Origin of the sequence: Variovorax sp. UC122_21, from assembly GCF_044056785.1 — a bacterium.
GTDB lineage: Bacteria > Pseudomonadota > Gammaproteobacteria > Burkholderiales > Burkholderiaceae_C > Variovorax.
The window spans coordinates 1,961,334-1,985,392 of sequence record NZ_CP172004.1 but is presented as its reverse complement, the minus strand read 5'-3'; the positions used below and the strand labels follow the sequence as shown (position 1 = coordinate 1,985,392).

General features: G+C 67.1%; 21 protein-coding genes and 2 pseudogenes. 12 read left to right on the top strand and 11 right to left on the bottom strand.

What is annotated here, in order from left to right:
- Positions 1 to 47: 47 nt before the first annotated feature.
- Complete coding sequence (locus ACHMXE_RS21730; protein WP_395351219.1) at positions 48 to 1,376, top strand: sulfatase; 1,329 nt, start codon at positions 48 to 50, stop codon at positions 1,374 to 1,376.
- A 25-nt stretch (positions 1,377 to 1,401) separates the two neighbouring features.
- On the opposite strand, the gene ACHMXE_RS21725 is transcribed toward ACHMXE_RS21730, so the two are convergent.
- The 4 genes and pseudogenes from ACHMXE_RS21725 to ACHMXE_RS21710 form a co-directional block, all read right to left on the bottom strand.
- Complete coding sequence (locus tag ACHMXE_RS21725; protein WP_395351218.1) at positions 1,402 to 2,313, bottom strand: nucleotidyl transferase AbiEii/AbiGii toxin family protein; 912 nt, start codon at positions 2,311 to 2,313, stop codon at positions 1,402 to 1,404.
- Positions 2,310 to 3,047 carry a type IV toxin-antitoxin system AbiEi family antitoxin domain-containing protein gene (locus ACHMXE_RS21720; protein WP_395351217.1) on the bottom strand — a complete coding sequence of 246 codons (738 nt, stop codon included), beginning with the start codon at positions 3,045 to 3,047 and terminating at the stop codon, positions 2,310 to 2,312. The genes ACHMXE_RS21725 and ACHMXE_RS21720 overlap by 4 nt, the downstream gene beginning before the upstream one ends.
- A gap of 100 nt (positions 3,048 to 3,147) precedes the next feature.
- Positions 3,148 to 3,480: a PucR family transcriptional regulator gene (locus ACHMXE_RS21715; RefSeq protein ID WP_395352745.1), complete on the bottom strand. Its 333-nt coding sequence runs from the start codon at positions 3,478 to 3,480 to the stop codon at positions 3,148 to 3,150.
- Positions 3,481 to 4,501: 1,021 nt separating this feature from the next.
- A pseudogene (locus tag ACHMXE_RS21710) lies at positions 4,502 to 4,822 on the bottom strand (GAF domain-containing protein); the annotation flags it as partial.
- A gap of 568 nt (positions 4,823 to 5,390) precedes the next feature.
- Here ACHMXE_RS21710 and ACHMXE_RS21705 point away from each other — a divergent pair.
- From ACHMXE_RS21705 to ACHMXE_RS21665, 9 genes and pseudogenes are all read left to right on the top strand, one after another.
- Positions 5,391 to 6,182 carry an SDR family oxidoreductase gene (locus tag ACHMXE_RS21705; RefSeq protein WP_395351216.1) on the top strand — a complete coding sequence of 264 codons (792 nt, stop codon included), beginning with the start codon at positions 5,391 to 5,393 and terminating at the stop codon, positions 6,180 to 6,182.
- Between the two features lie 49 nt (positions 6,183 to 6,231).
- Positions 6,232 to 7,497, top strand: coding sequence for a branched-chain amino acid ABC transporter substrate-binding protein (locus ACHMXE_RS21700; RefSeq protein WP_203201981.1), 1,266 nt, complete (start codon positions 6,232 to 6,234; stop codon positions 7,495 to 7,497).
- 116 nt (positions 7,498 to 7,613) lie between these two features.
- A complete protein-coding gene (locus tag ACHMXE_RS21695) occupies positions 7,614 to 8,555 on the top strand; it encodes a branched-chain amino acid ABC transporter permease (RefSeq protein ID WP_209543516.1) in 942 nt (313 codons plus the stop codon).
- A gap of 17 nt (positions 8,556 to 8,572) precedes the next feature.
- Positions 8,573 to 9,865: a branched-chain amino acid ABC transporter permease gene (locus tag ACHMXE_RS21690; protein WP_395351215.1), complete on the top strand. Its 1,293-nt coding sequence runs from the start codon at positions 8,573 to 8,575 to the stop codon at positions 9,863 to 9,865.
- Entirely contained in the window at positions 9,862 to 10,617 is a 756-nt protein-coding gene (locus tag ACHMXE_RS21685; protein WP_203201984.1) for an ABC transporter ATP-binding protein, read from the top strand. The genes ACHMXE_RS21690 and ACHMXE_RS21685 overlap by 4 nt, the downstream gene beginning before the upstream one ends.
- Complete coding sequence (locus ACHMXE_RS21680; RefSeq protein ID WP_209543521.1) at positions 10,614 to 11,333, top strand: ABC transporter ATP-binding protein; 720 nt, start codon at positions 10,614 to 10,616, stop codon at positions 11,331 to 11,333. Before ACHMXE_RS21685 ends, ACHMXE_RS21680 begins: the two co-directional genes overlap by 4 nt.
- Positions 11,318 to 12,315: pseudogene (locus tag ACHMXE_RS21675) on the top strand (3-keto-5-aminohexanoate cleavage protein). The gene ACHMXE_RS21680 and the pseudogene ACHMXE_RS21675 overlap by 16 nt, the downstream one beginning before the upstream one ends.
- Positions 12,316 to 12,351: 36 nt before the next feature.
- On the top strand, positions 12,352 to 13,254 hold the full coding sequence (locus ACHMXE_RS21670) for an SDR family NAD(P)-dependent oxidoreductase (protein WP_395351214.1): 903 nt from the start codon (positions 12,352 to 12,354) through the stop codon (positions 13,252 to 13,254).
- A gap of 137 nt (positions 13,255 to 13,391) precedes the next feature.
- Complete coding sequence (locus ACHMXE_RS21665) at positions 13,392 to 15,179, top strand: tannase/feruloyl esterase family alpha/beta hydrolase (RefSeq protein WP_395351213.1); 1,788 nt, start codon at positions 13,392 to 13,394, stop codon at positions 15,177 to 15,179.
- 69 nt (positions 15,180 to 15,248) lie between these two features.
- Here the strand turns inward: ACHMXE_RS21665 and ACHMXE_RS21660 are convergent, their stop codons facing one another.
- Positions 15,249 to 16,328 carry a hypothetical protein gene (locus tag ACHMXE_RS21660; RefSeq protein ID WP_395351212.1) on the bottom strand — a complete coding sequence of 360 codons (1,080 nt, stop codon included), beginning with the start codon at positions 16,326 to 16,328 and terminating at the stop codon, positions 15,249 to 15,251.
- Positions 16,329 to 16,362: 34 nt separating this feature from the next.
- A complete protein-coding gene (locus ACHMXE_RS21655) occupies positions 16,363 to 17,958 on the bottom strand; it encodes an Ig-like domain-containing protein (protein WP_395352743.1) in 1,596 nt (531 codons plus the stop codon).
- Here ACHMXE_RS21655 and ACHMXE_RS21650 point away from each other — a divergent pair.
- Complete coding sequence (locus ACHMXE_RS21650) at positions 17,849 to 18,130, top strand: hypothetical protein (RefSeq protein WP_281081431.1); 282 nt, start codon at positions 17,849 to 17,851, stop codon at positions 18,128 to 18,130. The genes ACHMXE_RS21655 and ACHMXE_RS21650 overlap by 110 nt on opposite strands.
- A 193-nt stretch (positions 18,131 to 18,323) precedes the next feature.
- Here ACHMXE_RS21650 and ACHMXE_RS21645 read toward each other — a convergent pair whose 3' ends face one another.
- Positions 18,324 to 18,974: a DNA-3-methyladenine glycosylase I gene (locus tag ACHMXE_RS21645; protein ID WP_395351211.1), complete on the bottom strand. Its 651-nt coding sequence runs from the start codon at positions 18,972 to 18,974 to the stop codon at positions 18,324 to 18,326.
- A 392-nt stretch (positions 18,975 to 19,366) separates the two neighbouring features.
- Here ACHMXE_RS21645 and ACHMXE_RS21640 point away from each other — a divergent pair, with 392 nt between their 5' ends.
- Entirely contained in the window at positions 19,367 to 19,558 is a 192-nt protein-coding gene (locus ACHMXE_RS21640; protein WP_395351210.1) for a hypothetical protein, read from the top strand.
- A gap of 682 nt (positions 19,559 to 20,240) precedes the next feature.
- Here ACHMXE_RS21640 and ACHMXE_RS21635 read toward each other — a convergent pair.
- The 4 genes from ACHMXE_RS21635 to ACHMXE_RS21620 form a co-directional block, all read right to left on the bottom strand.
- Entirely contained in the window at positions 20,241 to 21,980 is a 1,740-nt protein-coding gene (locus tag ACHMXE_RS21635) for a ShlB/FhaC/HecB family hemolysin secretion/activation protein (RefSeq protein WP_395351209.1), read from the bottom strand.
- Between the two features lie 11 nt (positions 21,981 to 21,991).
- Entirely contained in the window at positions 21,992 to 22,576 is a 585-nt protein-coding gene (locus tag ACHMXE_RS21630; protein WP_395352740.1) for a hypothetical protein, read from the bottom strand.
- A gap of 138 nt (positions 22,577 to 22,714) precedes the next feature.
- Complete coding sequence (locus ACHMXE_RS21625; protein WP_395351208.1) at positions 22,715 to 23,338, bottom strand: hypothetical protein; 624 nt, start codon at positions 23,336 to 23,338, stop codon at positions 22,715 to 22,717.
- A 32-nt stretch (positions 23,339 to 23,370) separates the two neighbouring features.
- Entirely contained in the window at positions 23,371 to 24,033 is a 663-nt protein-coding gene (locus ACHMXE_RS21620; protein WP_395351207.1) for a hypothetical protein, read from the bottom strand.
- Between the last annotated feature and the right edge of the window lie 26 nt (positions 24,034 to 24,059).

Sequence of the window (24,059 nt, the reverse complement as noted above, 5' to 3'; positions counted from 1 at the left end):
GAACGGCGGCGTGGGCACGAAAAGATCGACAACGCCATTCGGACACCATGCCAAGACCCAACATCATCTTCATCGTCGCCGACGACCTCGGCTATGCCGACCTCGGCTGCTACGGCGGCCGCGAGGCCGTCTTCGGCCCCGTCTCGCCGGTGCTCGACGGCCTGGCCGCCAACGGCCTCAAGCTCACGCAGGGCTACGCGAACTCGCCCGTGTGCTCGCCCACGCGCTTCGCGATGATCACCGCGCGCTACCAGTACCGGCTGCGCGGCGCGGCCGAGGAGCCGATCAACAGCAAGAGCCGCGGCAGCAGCACGCTGGGCCTGCCGGTCGACCATCCCACCCTGCCCTCGCTGCTCAAGGCCAGCGGCTACCGCACCGCGCTGATCGGCAAGTGGCACCTCGGCTATCCGCCGAGCTTCGGCCCGCTGCGCTCGGGCTACGAGGAGTTCTTCGGCCCGATGTCGGGCGGCGTCGACTACTTCACCCACTGCGACTCGAGCGGCCGCCACGACCTCTGGTACGGCGAGGAGGACAAGCAGGAAGAGGGCTACCTCACCGACATCCTCTCGAAGCGCGCCGTCGACTTCGTCGAGCGCATGGCGCAGCAGCCTTCGGAAGAAGCCAAGCCCTTCTTCCTGAGCCTGCACTACACCGCGCCGCACTGGCCGTGGGAAACGCGCGACGATGCCGACAAGGCGCCGCTGGTGAAGGACAACCTGTTCGACCTCGCGGGCGGCAACATCCACGTCTACCGCCGCATGATCCATCACATGGACGAGGGCATCGGCTGGATCATGGCCGCGCTCGAGAAGCACGGCATGGCCGAGAACACGCTGGTGGTCTTCACCAGCGACAACGGCGGCGAGCGCTTCTCCGACAACTGGCCGCTGGTCGGCGGCAAGATGGACCTGACCGAAGGCGGCATCCGCGTGCCATGGATCGCCCACTGGCCCGCCGTCATCGCGCCCGGCGGCGAGAGCACCCAGCACTGCCTGACCATGGACTGGTCGGCCACCATGCTCGACGCGGCCGGCGTGCAGGCCGACCCGGCCTATCCGCTCGACGGCGTCTCGCTGATGCCGGTGCTGAAAGATGCGAAGCACGGCTTCCGCCGCCCGCTGCACTGGCGCATGAACCACCGCGGCCAGCAGGCGCTGCGCGACGGCGACTGGAAGTACCTGAAGGTCGACGGCAACGAGTACCTGTTCAACATCCCCGCGGACGAGCGCGAGCGCGCCAACCGCGCCAAGCAGGAGCCCGAACGGCTCGCCGCGATGCGCGAGGACTGGCTCGCCTGGAACGCGACCATGCCGCCGATTCCGGAGGATGCGACGGTGAGCCTGGGGTATTCGGTGAAGGACATGCCGCAGCGCTGAGCGCTGCGCGATGGTCCTGGCGGGACTAGAGCTTCTCGGCCAGCGCCTCCGACTGCGCCTCGAACTTGGCCGGGTTCGAGGCCTTCAGCTTCACGAGGTTCTGCAGCTTCCACTGGATCGCCGGCATCTCTGAAAGATGCGGCACATCGAGCCGCTCCCAATCGGGCGCGGCATCGGCCAGGCTCAGGAGGAAGGCCCGCTCGTCCGAATCGAGGCCCTGCTGGAGCGTGGCGATCATTCGGTCGCGCGCGGCAAGCAGCGCATCCAGTTCCACGGGCTCGGTGGTCATGCCCACGAAGTTGCTTTCGAACGATTGGCGCACGTCGCGCAGCGGCGGAAACAGGACCTCGTCGATCGGCCTGTTGTGGCTCGCCAGATAGACCACGAATGCGCGCCGGATGCCATCGGTGATGCCACCGTGCGCCAGCAGTTGCATGACGTCGAAGAGATCGCGCGGATGCTGGCGATCCATGGCCGCGACCAGCTTGCCGCCATAGACGTCCTCGATCGATACGACAGGGATGTCCAGCTCGGCCTGCAGCACTTCCTGCGCCCTGGCACTCAGCCCCGCGAGGGCAACGGGCCGCACGGTTCCGCGCATCACGTAGTTGACCTCGACCTTGACCTCGATGCCATCGCGCTTCACCAGGAGCTTGCTCTCACCCGCGTCGGGAGCGCCCGCGAGACGGGTATGGAAACCCCTGTGCCCGAGCGTGGCGGCGGCCTTGCCGAGCGACGCCTTGATCCTGTCGAGCGCCGCGCCGCGCGACAGCGTGTGGTCGGGCAGGACGAGGTCCAGGTCGACCGACAGCCGCGGCATGTCGCGCACGAAGAGATTGATGGCCGTGCCACCCTTGAGCGCGAAGGTGTCGTCCTCGAAGACCAGGGGCGCGATCTGCGTCAGCAGGCGCGCGGTTCGCAGGTAGATCTCGTTCACGACTTCAGGACCAGCAGGCCCTCGCGGGTCTGGCCGACCCAGGGTCGGTCGCCACCGGTCGGCAGCTTGGCCGAGTCGAGCTTCTTCGCCCACGGCAGCGACAGCTCGCGTCCGAGCTGAAGGCACAGGCGCACCGTCTTCACGCTGGTGCACTGGTGCAGCAGTTCCGCGAGCACCGAGGAGCGCAGGCCGTAGGCGCCCTCCGCCAGTTCGCGCGCCTCCGCCAGCGGCTGGCGGACGCCCACCTCGCTCAGCAACTCGAGGAAGGCGCGCTCAGGTGCCGACACATTCGGCGCATCGGCACGGCCTTCGAAGGGGCCCGCGTGCCCCATGCCAGTGACGTCGCTGCTGAAGAGGTGCTTGCGGTGGTAGTCGGCCGCGAAGACCCGGGTGAACCAGTCCGGCAGGCTGGCCGACTCGAGGCCGTAGAGATGCAGCATCGGTGCCTGCGAAACGTAGTGGCGCACCCCATGCCAGTCGAGCGCCGATCTGCCGCCCACATGCAGGCCGGGAATCTGGCGCTGGAGCAGCAGCAGGCTCGGATCGCGCTGCAAGGGCGTGTCGGGGCGGCAGTACACGCCGCGCGCCAGCCGTACCAGCCATCCCGAGCGCACGTAGTGGACCGCCAGGTCGCCGGAGATACCCTCGCGCGCCAGGTCCTCCGTCGTGACGGGGGTTCCGCCCGGCAGCCGGCTCAGCAAAGAATTTAGCTTTGACCGATTTATCGTAGCCATACTACGATTATTCAGACAATCCCAAGCTCCAACAAGCGTTTGTTTTGTCTGATTTATCGTAGTTTGACTACGATTTCACGGAAAAATCGAAATCATCCGATCACGTCGCCTCGGATTCCAGGGTCGTCCTGGACATCCCCAGGCTCCACAACCGCAGCGCCACATGGATCTCCAGCGCCCGGCTCGCGCTGCCCCAGTGCCCCAGCAGTTCCTCCACGCTCGCGAGCCGCTGGCGCACGGTGTTCACATGGATGCCCATGCGCGCCGCCGTGGTCTTCGCGTTCTGGTTGCAGTCGAAATAGGCCAGCAGGGTCGACGTGAGCTCCGCGCCGCGCTTCCTGTCGTGGCTGGTGAGCGCGCCGATGGTGGCGTCGAGGAAGGTGTTGAGGCTGCCCTGGTCGTGGGTCTCGAACAGCACCGAATAGAGCGCCATCTCGTTCTGCCCGACGATGGCACCGCGCATGCCCAACCGACCCAGCACGGGCAGCGCGCGGCGCAGCGCGGCATACAGCGCGGGCATCTCGGCCGGCGACTGCACCGGCCGCGACAGCACGCCGCGGTAGGCATCGCCGAGCTCGCGCCGCGCGAAGGCGGTGACGGCCTCGAGCACGTCCTGCGCGCGGGTGGCGGCGCAGACGATGGCAAGGGCGCCGTCGACCTCGTCGAACACCTGCTCGGACATCGGCGTGCCGGCACGCAAACGCCGGGCCCGAGAAGCCGGGCCGGGGCTCGGCCATCTCGACCACCATCAGCGAGATCGGCTGCGACAGATCGAGCCCGAAGCGCTCGGCGCGGTCGCGCGTGAGCGCGGGCTCGTCCTGGCGCGGCGAGATCAAGGTGCGCAGCAGCGCCGCCACCTCGCGGCTCTTGCCAGCCTCCACGCGCTCCTGTGACAGCAGCACGATGCCGATGATGCTGGAGCTGCGCTCGAAGGTGCGCAGCGAGGTCTCGCGCAGGTCCTGGTGCCGGAACAGCAGCACGGCACCGAGCACCTCGTTGCCGCCGAGCACCGCGATGGCGCGGCACAGCTCGCCGTCGCGCTCGTAGGCCACCACCGAGCGGCCGGCCTGCCGGCTCTCCCGCAGCGCCTTCGCGAGCGCGGCGCTGTGTTCGTCGTTCGGCGCATAGGCATCGGCGGCCGTGCCCTCGTAGCCGGGCGCCACCGCGCGGCCGATGACCTGGTGGGCCTCGTCGAGCACCAGCACGCCGCCGTTGAGCAGTTGCGCGATCGACTCGCACAGCGCGCCCAGCGACGCGCCCTTGGCCAGCAGCGAGGTCAGCTGCTCGTGCGCCTCGGCCGCGCCCTGCACGTCGCGCACATGCCGCTCGAGTTCGCCGCGCGCCTCGTCGGCATGCGCGAGCGCGTCCTTGGCTTCCGCGAAGGCCTTGGCGTTCTCGATCGCGACCGCGGCATGCGCGGCCAGCGTGCACAGGATCGACACGTTGAGCGCGGTGTGCGTGCGGTGGTAGCGGTCGGCCACGAACAGCAGGCCAATCACCTCGTCGTCGCGCATCAGCGGCGCGCCCACCAGCGCGGCCACACCCTCGTCGCGAAAGATGTCGTCGAGCGTGGGGTCGTGCGCGAAGCGGTTGTCGTGCAGGTAGTCGGGCGTGAAGAAGGGCAGCCGCGTGCTCATCACGATGCCCGCGATGCCGAGGTTGCGGCCCACGGTCATGCGGCCGGTGCGGTCGGAGATCGCGCCGTCGGCCACCACCACCTGGAAGGCGCCGGTCGCGCTGTCGTAGACCGTGAGCCAGCACAGGTGCGAGCCCATCAGGTGGCGCGCGCGCTTCACGATGGTCTTGAGCAGGCCCGTGAGGTCGAGCCGGCCCGAGAGGTCCTGCGCCGATTCGATCACGGCGAGCATGCCGCGCTCGCGCTGTTCGTGCAGCTCGAGCCGGTTGCGCAGCGCCATCGCCATGCGCACCAGCTCGACCAGGCTGGACTTGCGCCGCAGCGCATCGGGCAGGGCTTCCACGGCCGCGAGCCGGCCGGCGAATTCCTCCGCGGGCGCATTCCGGTGCAGCAGGCCGATCAGTTCGGCGGCGATCTCGTCGGCCGCCTGCTCGCTCGCATCGCGCGAGGAGCCCGCCGCGCGCGGTCGTTCGGTGGACAGGGATGACATAGGGCCGCGAAGGCTAGCAGAACGATGCGGCCATGCCCATGGGTCCGATCCCTCTCCCCTGGCGCCGCGATGGCGATCGCGAGCACCGCATCACATCGGGAGGGGGTGTCCAGTGTGCGCGACGCACATAGTTTTGAAGCGGTGCTTTCAAGACACTGCCCATGAAGCGAGAGCGCCATGGCGCCCGCATGGACACAACGAGACACCACAGGAACCCATGAGCATCATCGATTCACTGCGGCCCGCGCCCGGCCTGCGGGTGCTGATCAGCGCGGGCGCGTCCGGCATCGGCGCGGCCATCGCGCTGGCCTTTCGCGAGACCGGCGCGCGCGTGCATGTCTGCGACATCGACCGCCTCGCGCTCGACCGCATGGCGCGCGAGGCGCCCGAGATCACCTCGAGCATGGCCGACGCCTCGGTGCCCGAGGACGTGGCGCGGGTGTTCGACGACGTGGAAGGCGCGCTCGGCGGGCTCGACGTGCTGATCAACAACGTCGGCATCGCCGGCCCCACCGGCGCGCTGCAGGACCTGCAGCGCGGCGACTGGGAGCGCACGGTGGCGGTCAACCTGAACAGCCAGTTCTATTTCGCGCAGCGCGCGATCCCGCTGCTCAAGCGCTCGCAGGCCAATCCCAGCCTGATCGCGATGAGCTCGGTCGCGGGCCGGCTCGGCTATCCGTTCCGCACGCCCTACGCATCGACCAAGTGGGCCATCGTCGGCCTCATGAAGTCGCTGGCCATCGAGCTCGGCCCGCATGGCGTGCGCGTCAACGCGATCCTGCCGGGTACGGTCGAGGGCGAGCGCATGAACAGCGTGATCGGCGCGCGCGCCGCCACCGCGGGCGTGTCGGTCGAGGCCATGCGCGCCGAGTACCTGCAGAAGATCTCGCTGCGCCGCATGGTCACGCTCGACGACGTGGCGGCGATGGCGCTGTTCCTCTGTTCGCCGGCGGCCCGCAACCTCACGGGCCAGGCGATCAGCGTCGACGGGAACATGGAATACCTCTGAACGCCGGCGAGCGGCCCACCCCTTTTTTTCAAGAAGCATGGAGACATCAATGCGCAGATCCGCCCCCTTCCCCCTCTCGTTCAATGCCGCCGCGTCGGCTCTGGCCTGCTCGCTGGCCCTGCTGTCGGCCGGTGCATCGGCCGCGCCCGTGAAGATCGGCGTGCTCGAAACGCTGTCGGGCCCGCAGGCCTCCTCGGGCCAGGCCTATCGCACCGCCGTGCGCTTCGCCATCGACCAGATCAACGCGGCCGGCGGATGGAACGGCGAGCCGGTGCAGCTGCTCGAGTACGACAACCAGGGCGGCCCCGCGGGCGCGGCCGACAAGCTCAAGGCGGCCGCGGCCGATGGCGTGCACCTGATCGTGCAGGGCGCCTCCTCGGCCATCGGCGGCCAGATCACCGAGGACGTGCGCAAGTACAACCTGCGCAATCCCGGCAAGGAGATGATCTACATCAACGTGGGCGCCGAAGCCCTGGAGCTCACGGGCGAGAAGTGCAACTTCCACCACTTCCGCTTCAGCGGCGATGCGCAGATCCGCACCAAGGCCCTGGTCAGCGCGATGAAGCAGGCCAACGCGCTCGGCACCCGCGTCTATTCGATCAACCAGAACTACTCCTGGGGCCAGGACATGGAGCGCGCCATCGTCGACAACGCATCGGCCGGCGGCTACCAGGTGGTGGAGAAGACCCTGCACGACGTCAACAAGGTGCAGGACTTCGCGCCCTACGTGGCGAAGATCAGCGCCGCCAAGGCCGACTCGGTGCTCACCGGCAACTGGTCGAACGACCTGCTGCTGCTGATGAAGGCCTCGAAGTCGGCCGGCCTGAAGGTGCGCTTCGGCACGGTCTTCCTCGACCAGCCCGGCAACATCGCGAACGCGGGCGATCTCGCGGTCGGCCATTTCGTGGCCCACACCTTCAACGCCGAGGCCGCCGGCGCCGAGGGCGAGCGCTTCGTGGCCGACTACAAGGCCAAGACCGGCCACGCGCCGGCCTTCATCGAGCCGCAGACCGTGTTCGGCATGGCGATGGTGGCCGATGCGCTCAAGCGCACCAAGCCCGAGAACGGCGCGCTCAACGTCAACGCGCTGGCCCGCGCGATCGAGACCGCGAAGATCAAGACCCCGATGGGCGAGATGAGCATGCGCGCGGCCGACCACCAGGTGCTGCTGCCGATGGTGGTGTCGACCGTGACCAAGGATGCGCGCTACAAGGCCGACGACACCGACATGGGCTTCAAGCCGGTGAAGCGCTTCACGGCCGAGGAAGCCTCGACGCCCGCGCAGTCGAGCTGCGCGATGAAGCGCCCGGGCTGAGCGCCCGCGCGCTCTTCTCTCCGGGGCCGCGCCGCGCGGCCCCGTTCCCCGAATCCCCTCACCGGCGGGACGCGCGCGTCCCGCCGGCGCAGCCCCGGCTGCTCGCAAGGACAACCATGGACCAGCTCATCGTCTCGCTCATGAACGGCATCGTCTACGGACTGCTGCTGTTCATGGTGTCGGCCGGCCTCACGCTCATCTTCGGAATGATGGGCGTGCTCAATTTCGCGCATGCCTCGTTCTACATGCTGGGCGCCTACTTCGCCTACACGCTGCAGGGCACCATCGGCTTCTGGGCCGCCGTGATCGCCGCGCCGATCCTGGTCGGCCTGATCGGCGTCGTGGTCGAGCGCTTCTTCCTGCGCCGCGTGCACCACCACGGCCATGCGCACGAGCTGCTGCTGACCTTCGGCCTGTCGTTCATCATCGCCGAGACCATCAAGCTGTTCTTCGGCAACTTCCCGGTCGACTACCGCATCCCGCTCACGCTCGACGTGCCGGCCTTCGCCATTGGCGGCGCGCAGTACCCGGCCTACCGCCTGCTGATGGGCGGCATCGCGATCGCGATGTTCGTGGCCATCTACCTGCTGCTCACGCGCACCCGCGTCGGCATCGTGGTGCGCTCGGCGATCTACAAGCCGCGCATGGCCGAGGCGCTGGGCCACAACGTGCCGCTGGTGTTCATGGGCGTGTTCGGCGTCGGCGCCGGCCTCGCGGGCCTGGCGGGCGCGGTGGCCGGTGCCTTCTACACCACCAACCCCAACATGGCGCTCGAGCTCGGCGTGATGGTGTTCGTGGTGGTGGTGGTCGGCGGCCTCGGTTCGCTGGGCGGCGCGATGCTGGCCTCGCTGCTGATCGGCGTCATCACCTCGCTGGCCGTGGGCATCGACCGCAGCCTGGCCGACCTGTTCGCGCTGGTCGGCGCGGGCGACTGGGCGCGCGGCGTCGGCGGGCTGATGACGCTCAAGGTGTCGAGCCTGTCGGCCACCATCCCGTTCGCGCTGATGCTGCTGATCCTGCTGGTGCGGCCGAGCGGGCTGATGGGCGAGAAGAACTGAGCGGGAGGGCCGAAACGATGAAGACCACCCTCGCCCTGCTCGCCGCCGGCGTCGCGCTGCTGCTGGCCCTGCCCTTCCTGCTGTCGCAGGGGCTGCTCAACGCGGCCATCCAGATGCTGATCGCCGCGCTGTTCGCGAGCGCCTACAACCTGCTGTGCGGCCAGGCCGGCATGCTGTCCTTCGGCCATGCGGCCTACTTCGGCGTCGGCGCCTTCGGCACCGTGCACGCGATGAACGCGCTCGGCGGCGCCGGCCTGCTGCCCACCCCGCTGATGCCGCTGGCCGGCGCGGTCTGCGGCCTGGCCATCGGCGGCATCGCGGGCTGGTTCGCGACCCAGCGCAGCGGCACCTACTTCGCGATGATCACGCTGGCCATCGCCGAGCTGATCCATTCGCTGGCGCCGCACCTCAAGGGCCTGTTCGGCGGCGAGGCCGGCGTGTCGACCATGCGCATGCCGGCCTGGGGCTTCGGCTTCGGCTCGACCACCGAGGTCTACTACCTCACGCTGGGCTGGGTGCTGCTGTCGCTCGCGCTGCTCTACCTCTACACCCGCACGCCGCTGGGCCGGCTGACCTGCGGCCTGCGCGAGAACAGCCATCGGCTGCGCTTCCTGGGCTACAACGTGCACGGTCTGGGCGTGCTGGTGTTCGCGGTCTCGGCCATGTTCTCGGGCATCGCGGGCGGGCTGCAGGTGGTGTCGAACGAATCGGCGAACTACGTGGTGTTCGATCCCGCGCTGTCGGCCGCGGTGGTGCTCAACACCTACATCGGCGGCGTGCAGGTGTTCCTCGGCCCGGCACTGGGCGCCGCGCTCATGACCTTCTTCGGCTACACCGTGTCGGACCTCACGCGCTCGTGGCTGCTCTACCAGGGCATCCTGTTCGTGCTGGTGATGATGTTCATGCCGGCCGGCCTCGCGGGCCTGGTGGGCACCACCGCGCGGCTGCGCCAGCGCTTCGGCCTGGCCCGGTTGCTGCCGGTGATGGCGCTGTCGGTGGGCGCGGCGCTGCTGCTGAGCTTCGGCGGCGCCTTCGCGATCGAGATGCTGCAGCGCGCCTTCTCGCAGGACTACCGCTCGCTCGCCAACCTGCAACCGGGTGGCGGCTGGCCGCCGATCCAGTTCCTGGGCCGCGCCTGGCTGCCGCTGTCGTTCGCGACCTGGGCCATGCCGCTCGCGCTGCTCGCAATCGGCGGGCTGCTCGCGCGCTTCGCGCGGCAACGACTGCGAACCCTGGCGCAGCGCGAAGCCGACGCGCCCCTTGCGGCGCAGGCCGCGCCCCTCACCGAGCGCACCGGAGGCGCCGCATGAACGACCCGATCCTGAGCATCCGCGGCCTGCGCAAGTCCTTCGGCCCCACCGAGATCATGCGCGGCGTCGACCTCGACCTGCTGGGCGCCGAGCGCCATGCGCTGATCGGCCCCAACGGCGCGGGCAAGTCCACGCTGTTCCACCTGATCTCGGGGCAGCTCGCACCCACGGCCGGCAGCATCCATTTCGACGGCCAGTCGATCGCCGGGCGCACGCCGCAGGCCATCAACCGGCTCGGGCTCGCGCGCTCGTTCCAGATCACCAACATCTTTCCCAAGCTCACCGTGTTCGAGAACATCCGCCTCGCGGTCATGCGCCGCCATGGGCTGCAGTACGTCTTCTGGCGCTTCATCGACCGCGACCGCGCCATCCGCGAGGAGACCGAACGGCTGCTCGAGCTGGTGCGGCTGAACGCGCGCGCCGCGACGATCGCGGGCGAGATGGCCTATTCGGAACAGCGCTCGCTCGAGATCGCGATGACCTTGGCCTCCGACCCCAAGGTGATCCTGCTCGACGAGCCGATGGCCGGCATGTCGACCGAGGAGACGCACTACACGGCCGAGCTGATCCGCGAGGTCACGAAGGGCCGCGCGCTGATGATCGTGGAGCACGACATGGACGTGGTGTTCTCGCTGAGCGACCGCATCAGCGTGCTGGTCTACGGCCAGGTGATCGCCACCGGCACGCCGCAGGAGATCCGCGCCAATGCCAGCGTGAAAGAGGCCTATCTCGGCGAGGAGGTGACGGCATGAGCACGAGCGACACGCTGCTGAGCGTCCAGGACCTCCATGTCCACTACGGCAAGAGTCACGTGCTGCATGGCGTCGACCTGCGCGTGGGGCGCAACGAGGTCATCAGCCTGCTCGGGCGCAACGGCTCGGGCCGCTCCACCACCATGAAGGCCATCATGGGCCTGGTGCCTCCGTCCGCGGGCAGCATCCGGCTGCGCGAGCGCGAGCTGGCCGGCGCGCGGCCCTATGCCGTGTGCCGCGCCGGCATCGGCTACGTGCCCGAGGAGCGCGAGGTGTTCGCCAACCTCACGGTCGACGAGAACCTGCGCATGGGCGAGCAGCGCGCCGTGCCCGGCGCGCACCGCTGGACCGTCGAGCAGATGTTCGACTACTTCCCGCGCCTCAAGGAACGCCGCAACACCAAGGCCGGCAGCATGTCGGGCGGCGAGCAGCAGATGCTGACCATGTGCCGCTCGCTGCTGGGCAATCCACTGCTGATGCTGATCGACGAGCCCACCGAGGGCCTCGCACCCAAGATCGTGGCCCAGGTCGGCGAATGCATCGTCGACATGCACCGCAAGGGGCTGTCGGTGGTGCTGGTCGAGCAGAAGCTCGCGATCGCGCTCAAGGTCTCGACCCGGGTCTGCGTGATGGGCCACGGCCGCATCGTGTTCGAGGGCACGCCGCAGGCGCTCAAGGCCGACCAGCAACTCGTCTCGGAGTGGCTCGCGGTCTGACGCGGCGCCACCCACCCTTCCTTTCTTCAGCGACACATCCCATGGCAAGCACCCAAGACAAGGTCATCATCTCCTGCGCGGTCACCGGCTCGGTCCACACGCCGAGCATGTCCGAGCACCTGCCGCTCACGCCCGACCAGATCGCCGAGCAGGCGATAGAAGCCGCCGAGGCCGGCGCGGCGATCCTCCACCTGCATGCGCGCGATCCCGTGGATGGCCGCCCTTCGGCCGACCCCAAGGTCTTCGACCAGTTCGTGCCGCGCATCAAGGCCGCCACCGACGCGGTGATCAACATCACCACCGGCGGCAGCACGCGCATGACGCTGGCCGAGCGGCTGGCCTACCGCTGCAGGCCAAGCCCGAGATGTGCTCGCTCAACATGGGCTCGATGAACTTCTCGATCCACACGGCGGCGCGGCGCATCGCCGAATGGAAGCACGACTGGGAGCAGCCCTATGTCGAGGGCATGGAGGACCTGATCTTTCGCAACACCTTCCGCGACATCAAGCACATCCTGCAGGTGCTCGGCGAGGACTGCGGCACGCGCTTCGAGTTCGAGTGCTACGACGTCGGCCATCTCTACAACCTCGCGCACTTCGTCGACGAGGGCCTCGTCAAGGGCCCGCTGTTCATCCAGAGCATCTACGGCATCCTCGGCGGCCTCGGGCCCGATCCCGAGAACCTCGTGACCATGCGCGCCACCGCCGACCGGCTGTTCGGCCGCGATGGCTACCGCTTTTCGATCCTCGGCGCGGGCCGGCACCAGATGCCGCTGCTCACCATGGGCGCGGTGATGGGCGGCAACGTGCGCGTGGGCCTCGAGGACAGCCTCTACCTCGCCCGCGGCCAGCTCGCGAAGTCCTGCGCCGAGCAGGTGCGCAAGATCCGCCGGATCCTCGAGGAGCTCTCGCTCGAGATCGCGAGCCCCGACGAGGCGCGCGCGATGCTGGGCCTCAAGGGCAAGGACGCGGTCGCGTTCTGAGCCTTGCCCCTTTTTTTTCATTCATCGGGAACAGCAATGAACAAGACACTGGACGGCCGCGTGGCCATCGTCACCGGCGCGGGCAGCGGCCTGGGCCGCGCCCATGCGCTGGCGCTCGCGCGCCATGGCGCGCGCGTGGTGGTCAACGACGTGGCCGGCGCGCATGAAGGATCGCCGGGCCGCGCCGTGGCCGACGAGATCGTGCGCGCGGGCGGCAGCGCCATGGCGGACGGCGGCGACGTCACCGACTTCGCGGCCATGGAGGCGATGGCCGCGCGCGCCCTCGCCGAATGGGGCCGCATCGACATCCTCGTCAACAACGCCGGCGTGCTGCGCGACAGGAGCTTCTCGAAGATGACGCTCGAGGACTTCCGCCGCGTGATGGACGTGCACCTGATGGGCAGCGTGCATGCCGTGAAGGCCGTGTGGGAGACCATGCGCGCGCAGCGCTACGGCCGCATCGTGATGACCACCTCCTCCTCGGGCCTGTACGGCAACTTCGGCCAGTCGAACTACAGCGCGGCCAAGATGGCGCTGGTCGGGCTGATGCAGACCCTCGCGCTCGAGGGCGAGCGACAGGACATCCGCGTGAACTGCCTCGCGCCCACCGCCGCCACCGCCATGACGGAGGGCGTGCTGCCGCCCGAGGCGCTGGCGCGGCTGCAGCCCGACTACGTGAGCCCCGGGCTGGTCGCGCTGGTGGGCGAGGACGCGCCCACGCGCACCATCCTGCTCGCGGGCGCGGGCAGCTTCGAGAGCGCCAACCTCACGATGACGCGCGGCATCTTCATCGACGGCAGCGACTACACCGCGGCCGAGGTCGCGGCGCGCATGGACGAGATCCGCGACCGCGCCGACGAGCGCGTGCCGGGCACGGGCTTCGAGCAGTACCAGTGGGAGCTCTCGAAGGCCGGCTTCGAGGTGCCGCTGCCGCACTGAGGGCCGTCGCTCAGGGTTTACGCGGCATGGGCCGCGCACACAGGAACGCCGCCTGCGGTGTCCGGCCCGCACATTGGCTTCGGGACCCGCGCGCGCGAGACTGTGCCGCGTCCCAACACCAACGACATCGGAGACCCATGACATCCAGCCATCGCGACATCGTCCTGGCCGTCGCCGCCTGCATCGCCGTCAGCGCCACGCTCGTGGGCTGCGGCGGCGGAGGCGGTGGCGGCAACGGCTTCCTGCTGCCCATCGCGGGCAGCCAGCCGCCGTCCCCTCCACCGCCACCACCGCCGCCCCCGCCACCCGCGCCGCCGCCCTCGAGCGCCGCGCTGAGCTGCGAGCAGTTGCCTGGTTTGAGCGTGCCGGCCGCGGCCATCGGCCTGCCGACCTCGGGCGCCACCGTCACGGCCACCAAGACCGTGCCGGCCGCCGGCACCGGCGTGGCCGCGCTGCCCGAGTACTGCGAGGTGTCGGGCAAGATCTCGCCGGTCGACGCCAGCGCACCCGACATCCGCTTCACCGTGGCCCTGCCCACGAGCTGGAACCGCAAGGTCGTGATGTTCGGCGGCGGCGGCTTCAACGGCAGCATTCCCAGCGTCAAGGGCAACGTGCCCAACGGTCCGGTCGACCAGCCCGTGCCGCTGGCGCGCGGCTATGCCACCTTCGCGAGCGACTCGGGCCACCAGGCCAATGCGCTCGGCTCGCAGGACGGCCACTTCGGCCTCAACGACGAGGCCGTGCGCAACTTCGGCGGCGATGCGCTCAAGAAGACGCACGACGCCGCGCTCGCGATCGTCCAGGCACGCTACGCGGCCAGCCCCGCCAGGTCGTACTTCGCGGGCGGCTCCACCGGCGGGCGCGAGGCCGTCACCGCCATCCAGCGCTGGCCGGCCGACTGGGACGGCGCCATCGCCTGGTACCCGGCCTGGAACGACGCCGCCGCGCTGCTCGGTGGCCACCGCATGAGCCGCGCGCTGGCGCAGCCCGGCGCCTATCCCAATGCCGCCAAGCGCGAGCTGCTCTACAACGCCGCCATGGAGACCTGCGACGCGCTCGACGGCGTGGCCGATGGCCTGATCAGCAACCAGACCCTGTGCAACGCGCGCTTCGATCCCACCACCGCCATGCTCAAGGGCGCGCCCGTGCGCTGCGCGGGCGGCGCCGACACCGGCAACAGCTGCCTGTCGGATGCGCAGATCGCGGCCATGAAGAGCATCAACACCGCGACCAACTTCCGCTTCGCGCTCGCCAGCGGCGAGACCCAGTACCCGGGCTACAACATCTGGGGCGCCGATCCCGGCATCAGCACCTGGACCTCGCCGCTCGAGCCCACCGTGACCTTCCTGGCCTTCGGCAGCGCGCAGCCTACGCGCCCGATGCCGGCCAACGCGCCCTACATCAGCGTGCTGACCGACCAGTGGATCAAGTACTCGGTGACCCGCGACGCGAGTTTCGATTCGCTCTCGCTCGACCCCGAGGACCCGGGCCCGTGGGCCAGCCGCATCAGCGCGCTGAGCACCCAGCTCGACGCCAGCACCGACATCTCGGCCTTCAAGGCGCGCGGCGGCAAGCTGCTGCTCGCCCACGGCCTGGCCGACGTGCTCGTGAGCACGCGCGCCACCGAGCAGTACTACCAGCGCCTGCAGTCGCGCTGGGGCCCCTCGGAGGTCGACGGCTTCGTGCGCTACTACGAGGTCGCGGGCCTGGGCCATGCGGTCAGCAGCGTGTTCAACGCGACCTGGGACTCGCTGACCGCGCTCGAGGGCTGGGTCGAGAAGGGCACCGCGCCGAGCAACCAGGTCACGACCGACACCGCCGGCGTGCCGGGGCGCACGCGGCCGCTGTGCGACTACCCGAAGTGGCCGCAGTACAAGGGGTCGGGGGACGTCAATCTGGCGGGGTCGTTCCAGTGCGTGAATTGAGGCGCTGAGACTCTCCAAAAGGAAATGGCCCGATGTCGGGCCATTTCTGCGTGGAAGCGGTGGTCGGCTTCAGTAGATGCTCATGATCGAGAACGCATACAGGTCGCCGCAAAGAACGCCCTGGCATTGCGCGGAAGCCGAGTAGATGACCTTCTGCACCGGCTCCGACGAACCCGGGCCCGTGACCCTGTCGGTCCCCGAGGCGTAGTTGTCGACGAAGAAAGCCCTGCCGCGGCTCGCGTTGTCCTTCAACTGGGCCAGGAATGCCGACGCATCGACGGGGCGATCGACGATCCAGTAGGTGAATTTCGGCGTCTGCGCCTTGTCCTTCACGTAGAAGGCCTTCGTCTCGCCGCTCTTCAGGAAGACGATGAAGTTGAGCCTGAATCCCTTGGCGCCCTGGGCATTCAGCTGCGCGATGAAGTCGGCGTCCTTTCCGGCCCCCGGCAACATCTCGTACTGGAAGGCTCCGTTCCCGGCATTCTCATAGACGCTCTGGATGTTGAAACGGCCGTCCGGCAACGATGCGAAAAGCTTTTCCCCGATGTATCGACTGCCTTGCGCACCCTTCGCATTGAGCTGCGCCAGGAAGCCGTCCAGGCTCACCGGATCGTTGTTGGGGTCGGTATTGAAACTGTTCCTGCGCAAGCTCGTTTCCAGCGCGTAGCTGTACCAGGCACTCACCGCGCTGTTGCGCAGCAATGTTCCGTCGTTGAGCAGCCTGAAGCCATGGGCGCCCCTGGCATTGATCTGCGTGAGGTAGTCCGCCTGCGACAGCCCCACATCCAGGAATTCGTAGATGTACTTGTCGGTCGCCTTGGTGTCCTTCGACAGCACATGCCTCGGGTCGTTCTTGAAGTTGGGCGAGGTGACCCAGCGGAATCCCTTGCCTCCTTCCGCATTCAGCGCAGCGAGCAGCTTCACCGGATCGAATTCGTTGGTCAGCAGCTCGAAGTCCAGCGACAGGGCGGGCAGGACGGGATCCTGCGGCACCGGGTCCGGATTGGCTGCAGGCGGCGGCGTGCTCGGCGTGATCGCAATGGGCGCGATCGGGAAACCGCCGCCGCCTCCACCACCGCCGCCGCCGCCACATGCGGTCAGCGTGGCGAGCAGCGCGATGCCGAGCGCGCTATATGTGTTGTTCCTCATCCTCTTCTCCTCTTGGTTTGTTTTGCGACCTGCCTTACTTGAACCGCGCCGCGAAGATGGGCCCGCTGCTGCGGGACGGTTCAGGCTCCGTCCAGGTCGCCGCAATGGAGCCATCCGCCTGCACATCCAGCAAGGCGCCGGCCGCTGCCGCGGCCCCCGCGGCGCCCACGCGAACGGGGGTGCGCCATCCTTCACCGGCCACGTAGCGCCGGGCGAACGTGCCCTCGTCTGCTCCGCCATTGCCCGATTTGTAGGCGCTCCACAGCACCATCAAGTTGCCGTTGCGGTCCGCCACCAGGCTGGGAATCCGATTCTGGAGATAGTTGCCATTCGCCGTAATGACGGTCGAGCCCGTCTCCCAGCCCGCGCCCGGGATGTACCGGCGATAGACGAGGTCGCTACGGTAGTTGGCAACGTCTTGCTTCTCCCAGATGGCATGGAAGTTCCCAGCGCCATCGACTGCCAGCACCTGATTCATGGCATTGCTCGCATCGTCGTTTTCGAGCAGGGCCGGCGCGCTCCAATTGCCGCCCGGCGTTGCAAGAGCGCTCCACCACAGGTCGAAGCGATACGACGTACCCGAGAAAACAAAGGTGTTCCACAGCGCCATCACCCGACCCGAGCCCGACACGGCGAGCCTCGGGGCGTACGGCTCACCCAGGCGAGCGGCGCCCAGCGACACCGCGGGCTGCCAGCCGCTGCCCGCCTGATAGCGCGCGACCCAGACCGGTGCGTCACTGGATCGCTGTACCCACAACACGTAGGCGTTGCCCGCGGCATCCACGGCCACCTGCGGCTGATCGGCCTGGTCGTAGGTACCGATATTGGCCGAGCTGCCCAGACGGACCGGCGCCTGCCAACCGCCGGCCGGCGTGAAGCGGGAGCCCCAGATATCCGAATTGCCGTTCTGCGCTTCGCGCTTGCTCCAGACGGCAAAGGCATTGCCGTCGGCGTCGAGCGCGAGCGACGCGGCGGAAGTCGGGCTGACCGTACGGTCCAGGCGTGTCGGTGCTTGCCAGCCGGCCCCCTTGACGAAGCGCGACGACCACACTTCAGTGCCCGTGTTGTCCAACTGCACCCAGATGACCAGGCCATTGCCTTGGCGGTCCAAGCGGATCTGCGGGACCAGGGCCTGGTATTTTCCTGGCGTGCTCAACCGGCTGGCGGCACCCCAATCACCGCTCGCGCTCTGCGCCGCGGCGCGAATCTGGAACACGCCGTCAACCAGGCTCGCCCAGACGGCAATCATGTTTCCTTGGTCGTCCAGCGCCCCGACGACATTGCCCGGGTTGTCCATCGCGGACTCGATCTGGTGCGGGGCTTCCCAATTCCCATCGGCCGTGCGGAACGACCAGGACTTCTCCGCGGCCAGGCTGTTGCCCGCCAGATCCTTGAGGCCGGTCCCCGCCGTCACGGTGTAATTGGCCAGCAGATCCAGCGCCTTCGTCGGCGCGAAGGAAATCTTGTATTTCGCTGCGTCGTAATTCAACGAGCCCGGAACTGCAACCCCCATACGGGTCATGCGCAGATTGCTGTCGGTCACCGTCGTTGCGAGCAATGCTTCGCTCGAGGTGGCCGAGATCTCGGTGTTGCGAGGGACGTCGGTGCTGGTCGTGGGATTGAAGGCCACGACGCTCGGTGGCGTCGTGTCGGCCGCGGGAGCCGGCGCGGGTGCAGGTGCCGGGAATGGCGGGAAGGCCCCACCGCCGCCACTACCACCACCGCCGCAGGCTGAAAGCAATGTCGCCACGCAGGCGATGGCCAATGTCTTTTTCAACACGATCACTCCTCTTTTTAATTAGAAAAAAGCGCCTCCCTCTCCGGAGCGCGAGGAGATGTTAATCGTGCAACCCCATGCAATTAAACCGATGTGTGCGAGTCACGCAATTTTTCTTGGCCATTGCAAGACATGTGTTTGCAATAAGCAACCAAACGAGGTCGGTCGGCAACCCCGGTTTGACATCGCTCGAGCAGCGACGTCTTTCAATTGGCGGCTCAGCCCGGCCGCACGAAGCGCTCGCGCGCCGCTTCCACCTCAGCGTGGCAGGCGCAACCCTCGATGTGGTCGTTGACCAACCCCATCGCCTGCATGAGCGCATAGAGCGTGGTCGGACCGACATAGGTCCAGCCGCGCTGCTTCAATTCCTTCGACATGCGTTCCGAGGCCGGCGTGGTCGGGTTGGCGCGGTAGTAGGCGATGTCGACCACGGCCGGCCGGTCCTTGGGCGCGGGCTCGAAGCGCCAGAGCCAGGCGCCCAGCGAGCCGGCCTCGGCGATCAGCTCCTTCGCCCGCTTCGCGTTGTTGATCGCCGAGACGATCTTCGCGCGGTTGCGCACGATGCCGGCATCGGCCATCAGCCGCTCGATGTCCTTCTCGCCGAAGGCCGCCACCTTGTCGATGTCGAAGTTGGCGAAGGCCGCGCGGAAGGCCTCGCGCTTGCGCAGGATCGTGATCCAGGCCATGCCCGACTGGAAGCCCTCGAGACAGATCTTCTCGAACAGCGCGCGGTCGTCGCCGACCGGGCGGCCCCACTCGTTGGCGTGGTAGTCGGGCATCTGGGTATGCCAGGCACAGTAGCGTTGTCCGTCTTCGGCGTGGATCAGGCCGGCGTCTTCGGCGAGGGAGGCGTAGTCGTCGATGTCCATGGGATCGGCATTCTCGCGAAACACGCTCGTGCGTGCCTCGCCGCTTTCGGTCCTTCTATTGGCGGCGACTTGCGCGCAACAGTTCGACCACGCCGCGCGACAGGTCGGCCGCGAGCCTGCCTCTTCGAACCATCCGTTGCCTGCGCCATGGCAGCAGCTCGGTAGCGAATCGAACTGGGTCGGCTTGGCGTTGAGGAGGTCCCCTGCGTCGTCGAAGCCCATGCGCCTGAAAGACTGGCTCGACGTTCGAGGGGGCGATGGGGTCTGGGACGCCCGGCCAGAATGCTTTCGAAGAAATGCTGATCAATATGTCGCGGCAGGCACGACCCATGCGTGGGTGAAGACACCGCAGATCACAGCACCACCAAGTCGAACCAACGGAGCTTTGCAACTTGGCCACGATTGCCAAGGCTCATGGCATTATTTACGAGGACCTGATCGCCAATACGATCAAGTCTGCCCGCCGCAACGAGCCCAAGGGCTACCGCCAACAGGGCCGCGACGCCAGGAGGATCATGTGCACGTCTTTCACCCAATTCCGTATCACTGCCAATGGGCAGACCGTGATCTTGTGGACGGCATAGTCTCCGGGCGAGTGGATGCCCGGGCAGATGCCATGCAAGGCACGTTCTGCTTCGGAGGTCCTGACGAATACGAGTTCTGGGCTCGCAGGACGTGTGGCCTGGCCTGTTTGGAGTCTGTCCTCGACGTCCTGGGAATCGCAAGGCCGTCGCGCGCAGACCTCTTGAAGCAGGCCGTGACTCACGGTGCCTATCGACTCGACACGGGGGGTGCGGTGCAGGGACTGATCTATCGGCCATTCCTCACCTGGGTGAAGAGTGCTTTCGGGCTCAGCGGTCGGGTGCTGGAGCACTGCACGCTCGACGCAGTGGCCCAAGAACTGGACAGCGGCTCGCTGGTGATGTGCTCAGTGAGCCCGAGATCCGCCGCCCGGACGAATCGAATGTCCGCCGGGGAGGGCATCTCGTCCTGGTGCACGGCTGCGATGCCGACACGATCCGATTTCACAACCCTTCAGGGTTTAGACACAACCAAGAGAACGTTGTTCTTCCCCGTACGACCTTTGAGCGCTTCTTTGCGGGTCGGGCGCTCTCGCTACCAATGTCCGCGTGCAGCAGGTCCCTACCGGGCAGGTCGGGGGCATGCGAGTAGCTCGAGGTGTTCAGGGGGTCGAGCCTGGCCATCTGCGTGGAATTCGATCACCTCCGGCGAGCAAAGTCGAGATGCGGGGCCCATGGAACGGCATCAGAAACTGGCGTTGAGATTGAACCCCAGCGCCACTTTGGCGGTGCGATAGCCCTGCGGCTTGCGGATGGGCGCGCCAGCGAAGAAGTCGTAGCTCAGGCGGGCCCACTGACCGCGCACGCCGACGACCGCGCCCGCCAGGCTGCGGCCCAGGAGATCGACGGTCGAACGTCCGCCTGCATGACCGTAGTCCATGCCCGCATAGAGCTCGGCGCCGCTGTGGCCGTCGCCCCAGGGAATGGCCCACCCGATGTCGTTGCGGATGAGCCAGCCGCGCTCTCCCATCAGGCTGGTCTCTCCATCGAAACCGCGCACCGTGTAGCGCCCGCCTATCGCAAAGCGATCCTGCGGTGTCAGCGGCGTCCGATTCCATTGGGCGCGCACCAGACCCGAATAGCGCAGCCTCTGTTCACCGAGCTTCAACGGGGCGTTGAGGCCGATCTCGGCCGTGTAGAGCTTCAGCCGAGAGGTGCCTTCGCCGAACTCCTCCTCCGGCGCGGCGCGCGAACCGAAGCCGCCGGTGCCGCGCCTGTAAGCCAGGGTACCGTCGAGCGTCGCCTCGCCAATGAACTCCTTGTGGCTCAGGCTGGCCTCCCAGCCGCCCACTACACGATGTTGCACCTCGATTTCGGTGTCATCGACGAAGTTGCGCGACTCGCGGCGCCAGCCCTTGATCGCCACGGTGGTCTTGCGCTGCTGGTCGCGGTAGATCAAGCGCGAGAGCTTGATCTCGGCGTTGTTGGTCTTGCCCGCGTAGATGTAGTCCTGGTTCAGGCCGGCCACGCTCTGGTGATACTGGCTGTTGGAGGCGGTGAAGCCCAGCATCCAGTAGCCATGGGGCAGCGAGTAGTGCACCGTCTGGCCCTCGGTGCCGTAACTGGGCTCGGACAGGAAGTGGCTGTTGATGCTGTGGTTGGCGCTGACGTAGAACAGGTCGTTGAGACCGAATGGATTGTCCAACGACAAGGTGGTGCCGGCCTGGTTGCGGCCCGTGGCCTTGGTGCCGCTGTCGTCGAGGCTGAAGCTCAGGCGCCATTTCCTGGACTGGACGTATTTGACGACGAGATCGCTGTCACCGGGCTTGGCGTTGGGCGCGGCCGAGGGCTCGATCTGGATGTCGGCTTCGGCGGTAGGGGTGCGCTTGAGGTTCTCGAGCCCCTGCTCGATGTCGCGCAAGTTCAGCAGCTCGCCGACGCGGGCGGGGATCGCGGTGGTCAGCAAGGCCGAGTTGCCGAGCAAGGTCGATGAGGAGTCCGGGGTCAGACGGATGGCCGCGATCCGGCCTGGCACAAAGGACAGCGTCAGGGTGCCCGTGGAAAGATCCTGCGGCGCAGCCAGCACACGGCTGGTGACGAAGCCGCGTGCGATGACGGCTTGCTGAGCACGGGCAAGAACGACGTTGACGCCGGCCGTGCCGAGGCAGCGGCCCAGCGGCGAATCGTTGCCCTCGGGGCCGGACAGGTCGGCGATGGCCCACTGGAAGCGTTCGGACTGCTCGCCCGCCAGCAGCACACGATCGATGCGAAAGCACGGCCCCTCGGTCTCGGGGATGCGTTGCGTGGGCGCTGGAGGAGCCGTCTGCGAACGCTGGTCGACGCTGCGTTCGTTCTGCTCGCGCAGGGCGCGTTCACGCTCCTGCTGACGCTGCTGCTCGACGAAGGGTTGCGGCGTGGCCGCGAGCTGCGCGGAAGCGAGCACGGGCAAGGTGGCGGCCACTGCCGCCGACAGATGCTTCTTCATGGCGATGGCGCTCAGCGCGCGGGTGCCGGGCAGCCGGGGACGGGCCTGGACGCCACCGGTTGAGGCGCGTCGGGGTCTGTCGCGTCCATCACCGCGAGGCGGCAGGACATGCCCTTGCCCCAGATGAACTCCACCGCGTAGGCGCGGTCCGCCTGAGGCGTGAAGCGCACGACCTCAGGTCCGCAACTGCCGTGCTGAAAGGCGATGTTCGCGCCGCCCGTGCTCCATTTACCGATGCCGCGAACCTGGATCGGCTGCCCCGGCGTCGCCTCGTGAACCAGGAAGGGCTCGGCTCCCGAGCCCACGCGCGTGGCCCGCGCGATCCATGGATAGACGACGCCGTGGCCCGAACTCGCTGCCGCGCCCAGGTGCTGGAAGCCCTCGCAAGGCGCCTCGGCGGTGCTGACGGCGTACTGGGCCGCGGCCGAGGTGGCGACGGCGCCAGGCGTTCGCAAGACCAGCTTCGCCGTGCCAGGCTCGACGCTTTTCAGTTCGTAGTAGCCGTTGTTGGTGCGGATGTCTTCCAACGCGGCTTCTGGGTTGATTTGCGAATAGGTGCAGCCACCGACCGCCATCGAAGCCAAGCACAGTGCCATCACGGCACGCCGAACACTCCATTTGGATTTTCTCATTCTGCTCCCTGTAAAAACCGAAACCTGATCGCTGGCCCGCACGCGGGCGAGAACGGTTTTCTCAAGATATCGCCCCCGTTAGGGACTCTTTTCATTCTTGTATCAGTAGAACCTCGACTCGGAATGAAGTGTCGATTCCCGCCAACTGTTCGTCGGGGACCAGTCGATCGAGGTGAGTTGGTCGCAGAACGCTCGCCATTCCATCGACCAGCGGGCGCTGCGGTCTATCCACAGGTCATGGCGCATGCCGCCGCGGTCCGGGCCAAGAAATTCGGCTCGTTGCAGCAAGGACATATCAAGCCATGGGTCTGAAGCCAGGCGCCGTACCGTAGCTGCCTCAAACAATTCTGGGAGATACGAACGAACGTGAGGATAGCCCTCCTCCGACCTCTCAACGTTGATGCTGAACAGCGCCTCGCGCCGGTCGTACATCTCGTCCATTTCTTGTTCCGTGAATCTGCCTTGGTTTTTCAAACCAGCCTCGAACAAGTCGTTGGCGTCCAACGTCACGCCGCTTGGGTTTGCCTGTCGGAAGCGCTCGTAGAGCAACTCGAGCAAATCCATCGGGAGGTAGACATGACGTTCTGTGGGATAGCCCAAATAGTCAAGGCGAAAGAATGATCCTCGGTGGTCCATCAATCCCCAACGTACCCAAGAGCTACGGCCCTCGCCCACCCAGATGTCTGTGAGCGTATCGTGACCCCAATAGCAATAACTGTTGCTCACGGCGAATCCCTGAATTTTTCAACGACGGTTTTTCAAGCCATTACCCAATAGGGTACTTCTTCATCCCTGTATCGATAGAACCTCGATTCGGGATGAAGTGTCGATTCCTCCCAACTGTTCGTCGGGGACCAGTCGATCGAGGTGAGTTGGTCGCAGAACGCTCGCCATTCCACCGACCAGCGGGCGCTGCCGTCTACCCACAGGTCGTGACGAATGCCGCCGCGATCTGGGCCAAGAAACTCGGCGCGTTGCAGCAAAGACATATCAAGCCATGGGTCTGACGTCAGACGCCGTACCGTTGCTGGCTCGAACAATTCTGGGAGATACGGATGAACGTGGGGATAGCCTTCGTCCGATTTCTCAACGTCAATGCTGAACAGCGCCTCGCGCCGGTCGTACATCTCATCCATTTCTTGCTCCGTGAATCGCCCTTGTTCTCTCAAACCGGCTTCGAACAAGTCGTTCACACTCGATGTCGTGCCGCTTGGGTTGTCCATTCGAAAGCGTCCGTACAACAACTCAAGCAGATCCGGCGGCAAGTACGCATAGCGGCTCGTGGATGCCTTCGAGGAATCGAAGTGAAAAAACGGGCCGGCGTGGTCCATCAAACCCCAACGTACCCATGCAATACGGCCACTCCCTACATGTATTTTGGTGAGCGTGTCGTGACCCCAGTAGTAGTAACTGTTGCTCATGGCGATTTTCTAAGCTTTTCTCACCG